4 protein-coding genes are annotated in these 3,699 nt (G+C 72.1%); all 4 read left to right on the top strand.

Going from position 1 to position 3,699, the window contains the following annotated elements:
• Positions 1-57: 57 nt before the first annotated feature.
• Positions 58-457 (top strand): beta-N-acetylglucosaminidase domain-containing protein (locus tag AOK03_RS44505; RefSeq protein WP_244177883.1); only part of this gene is annotated, 400 nt, incomplete at its 3' end.
• A gap of 54 nt (positions 458-511) precedes the next feature.
• Positions 512-1,687, top strand: a complete 1,176-nt coding sequence (locus AOK03_RS45270) for a beta-N-acetylglucosaminidase domain-containing protein (RefSeq protein WP_482256478.1) — start codon at positions 512-514, stop codon at positions 1,685-1,687.
• Between the two features lie 116 nt (positions 1,688-1,803).
• Positions 1,804-2,643, top strand: coding sequence for a TetR/AcrR family transcriptional regulator (locus AOK03_RS36025; RefSeq protein WP_055569599.1), 840 nt, complete (start codon positions 1,804-1,806; stop codon positions 2,641-2,643).
• Positions 2,644-2,693: 50 nt separating this feature from the next.
• The gene (locus AOK03_RS36030; RefSeq protein WP_055569600.1) at positions 2,694-3,590 is read left to right on the top strand and encodes a beta-keto acid cleavage family enzyme; all 897 of its coding nucleotides are present in this window, start codon (positions 2,694-2,696) and stop codon (positions 3,588-3,590) included.
• The last annotated feature ends 109 nt before the right edge of the window (positions 3,591-3,699 follow it).

Genomic DNA, 3,699 nt, shown 5'->3' on the forward strand with positions numbered 1-3,699 from the left:
GAACTCGTCGTCGGCGAGGGCACGGACCAGGCCGCCAGGGACCGGCTCACCCGGACGCTGCGCGCCCACGGGGTGCGCGACATCGACGTACGCGGGAAGGCGTCGGGGCGCGCCCCGCTCACCTTCCTGCTCGGCCCGGCGACCCGCCCCGACATCGCGGAGGCGCTCGGCGGCACCGACGTGCCGGAGCAGCCCGAGGGGTACGCGCTGCGCGTCGCCCACCGCACCGTCGCGCTCGGCGGCACGGACGCGGCCGGGCAGTTCTACGCCGTGCAGAGCCTGCGTCAGCTCGTCACGCGCACGTCGGTGGCCGGTGCGGTCGTCTCCGACCATCCCGCCATGCCCCTGCGCGGCAGCATCGAGGGCTTCTACGGCCCGCCCTGGACGGAGACCGAACGCCTCGACCAACTCGACTTCCTCGGCGACACCAAGGCCAACACGTACGTGTACGCGCCCANNGCGGAAGCTCGTGGACCGGGCGGGCGGCAACCACGTCCGCTTCACGTTCGCCGTGTCGCCGGGCGCCTCCATCTGCTACTCCGACCCGGCCGACGTCGCGGCGCTCACCGGCAAGCTGCAGTCGATGTACGACCTGGGCGTGCGGTCCTTCTCCATTCCGCTCGACGACATCAGCTACACCAAGTGGAACTGCGCGGCCGACGAGTCGAAGTTCGGCGCGCCCGGCCGCGGGCCCGCGGCCGCCGCCCAGGTGGGCCTCCTCAACACCGTCCAGCGGGAGTTCATCGAGCGGAAGGAGGGCACGAACCCGCTGCAGACCGTGCCCACCGAGTACGGCGACCTGACCGACACCGCCTACAAGCAGAAACTCCGCGCCGACCTCGACCGCGCCGTCGAGGTGATGTGGACCGGCACGGACACCGTGCCGCCCGAGATCACCGACTCCCAGGCGCAGCAGGCCTCGGCGCTCTTCGGGCGCAAGGTGTTCGTCTGGGACAACTACCCGGTCAACGACTTCGCCCGCACCGCCGGACGGCTGCTCCTCGCGCCCTACGACAAGCGCGAGAAGGGCCTCTCCGGGCATCTCAGCGGCATCGTGTCGAACCCGATGAACCAGGAAGCGGCCAGCAAGCTCGCCGTCTTCACCATGAACGACTTCTCCTGGAACGACCACGGGTACGACCGCACCCGCTCGGGACGGCAGGCGGCGCTCCACCTCGCGGGCGGCGACGCGCGCACGGCCGACGCCGTGCAGACCTTCGTCGACCTCAACCACATGGCGCCGACCTTCGGGGCCGAGAACTGGCAGCCGCAGTCGCCGGTCCTCGGCCCGAAGCTGGACGCCTTCTGGGAGACGTACCAGACGGATCCACGGGCCGCGATCCGCGCGCTGACCCCCGTCGCGAAGGAGATCGGCGCCGCGCCCGCCGCCCTGCGCTCCGGCGTGCCCGACCGGCAGTTCCTGCACGACGCCGACCGGTGGCTGGACGCCACCGAGCTGTGGGGCGAAGCGCTGCGGCACGGGCTCGCCGCGCTCACCGCGATCGAGGACGGCGACACGGCGGCGGCACGGCGGGAGCGCGAGGCGATGGACGGGGTCGCCGCGCGGATCGCGCGGATCACCGTCGACCCCGCCGAGCACCACCAGCGCGGGCCGGTGAAGATCGCCGACCCGTTCCTCGACGACTTCGTGAGCGGGGTGCGGAAGCAGCATGACGCCTCCGACTGATCCGTCAGTCAGAAGCGCAATTTCCGCCCGGGAGTGCAGTGGTGCAAGGTGAAAGGAAGGGATAGGCGCTGTCCGTGCGTTGCGTTCGTCGCAACGCACGGGTAGGGTCCCCGACCATGCAGTACGACCCCGAGGTGGCGGACCGCGTCCGCAAGGTGATCGCCGACGCCGGTGTGACCCAGCGCGAATTCGCCCGCCGCATCGTCATGGACCCCTCCAAGCTCTCCCGCTCGCTTGGCGGCACCCGGCGCTTCACGGCCGCGGAGCTCGCCCGCATCGCGGACACGGGCGGGGTCGACGCGGGCTGGCTGCTCGGCGCCGCCCGGCCCCCGGAGCCCGCCGCGCGGCGCGAACGCGCCGTGGCACCCGAGGGCGGCCGCCCCCTGCAGATCGTCCGCGAGACCGTCCGGCTCATCGCGGAGCGCGGCTTCCACGCCGTCCGCGTCCAGGACATCGCCGCGGCCTGCGACACCAGCACCGCCGCCATCCACTACCACTTCCCGGGCCGCGACGACCTCCTCGAAGCCGCGGTGCGCTGGTGCATGGACGAGGACACCGCGCGCCGCGCGGCCCGGATCGCGGACGCCGCCGACACCGCCGACGAGCTGCGCCAGCTCATCGAGCTGCAGATCCCCCGCACCCCGCAGCAGCGCTGGCAGTGGAGCGTCTGGCTCGACCTGTGGGCGGAAGCCGCCCGCTCCACCGCCATGGGCCGACTGCACGCCGACTACTACCGGCAGTGGCGCACCACCGTCGCCGACGTCATCCGCCGCGGCATCGCCGAAGGCGTCTTCCGGCTCGCCGACCCCGAAGCCGCGGCGCTGCGCCTGACCGCGCTGATCGACGGCCTCGCCACGCAGGTCCTCGCCTCGGGGCCCGACAGCCCCGGCACCGGCCCGGACGACATGCGCGAGTCCCTCGTCGCCTACGTCGACGCCACCTTGACCGCGCACTGACCTCGAAAACACCCCCGCACACAACACCCCACCCCGAGGGAGAGTTCACCATGCCCGTGAACGACAACGTGATCATCACCGCTGCCCTGACCGGCGCCGGTGACACCGTCCGCAAGAGCCCGCACGTGCCCGTCACGCCCGAGCAGATAGCCACCTCGGCGGTCGAGGCCGCCGAGGCGGGCGCCGCCGTCGTCCACATCCACGTCCGCAACCCCGAGACCGGCGATCCGTCCCGCGACCCGCGCCTGTACCGCGAGGTCGTCGAGCGCATCAAGGAGACCGGCACCGACGTCGTCATCAACCTGACGGCGGGCATGGGCGGCGACCTCGTCATCGACCCCATCGTGCCCCTGCAGGACCTCGGCGAGCTGCCCGGCACCGACCTGGTCGGCGGCCTCGACCGCCTCCCGCACGTCGAGGACCTGCTGCCCGACATCTGCACCCTGGACTGCGGCTCCCTCAACTTCGGCGACAACCTCTACATCTCCACGCCCGACATGCTCCGCCAGGGCGCCAAGCGCATCCAGGAGCTCGGCGTCCGCCCCGAGCTGGAGATCTTCGACACCGGCCAGCTGTGGTTCGCCAAGCAGCTCCTCGCCGAGGGGCTCCTCGACAACCCCACCGTCTTCCAGCTCTGCATGGGCATTCCGTGGGGTGCCCCCGCCGACCCGGGCGTCCTGCAGTCCATGGTCAACATGCTTCCCGAAGGCGCCCAGTGGGCCAGCTTCGCCCTCGGCCGCATGCAGATGCCGTGGGTCGCCCAGTCGATCCTGCTCGGCGGCCAGGTCCGCGTCGGCCTGGAGGACAACCTCTACCTCGGCAAGGGCAACAAGGTCACCAACGCCCAGCTCGTGGAGCGCGCCGTGCAGATCACGGAGAACCTGGGCTCGCGCGTCGCGACCCCGGACGAGGCCCGCCAGAAGCTCGGCCTGAAGCCCCGCTCCTGACGCCGACGCCCCCCCCACGCTCGTACCCCCACAGAGGACACCACCATAAGCAGCCCCACCACCCCCCAAGAAGTACGCCGCGTCGCCTTCGTGGGCCCCGGTGTCATCG

The organism is Streptomyces atriruber, assembly GCF_001418325.1.
GTDB classification, from domain to species: Bacteria; Actinomycetota; Actinomycetes; order Streptomycetales; family Streptomycetaceae; genus Streptomyces; species Streptomyces atriruber.

Excerpts from the sequence above, each read along its gene's own strand:
- AOK03_RS36025 (WP_055569599.1), top strand. The coding sequence starts at position 1,804 with ATGCAGTACGACCCCGAGGTGGCGGACCGCGTCCGCAAGGTGATCGCC.
- AOK03_RS36030 (WP_055569600.1), top strand. The coding sequence starts at position 2,694 with ATGCCCGTGAACGACAACGTGATCATCACCGCTGCCCTGACCGGCGCC.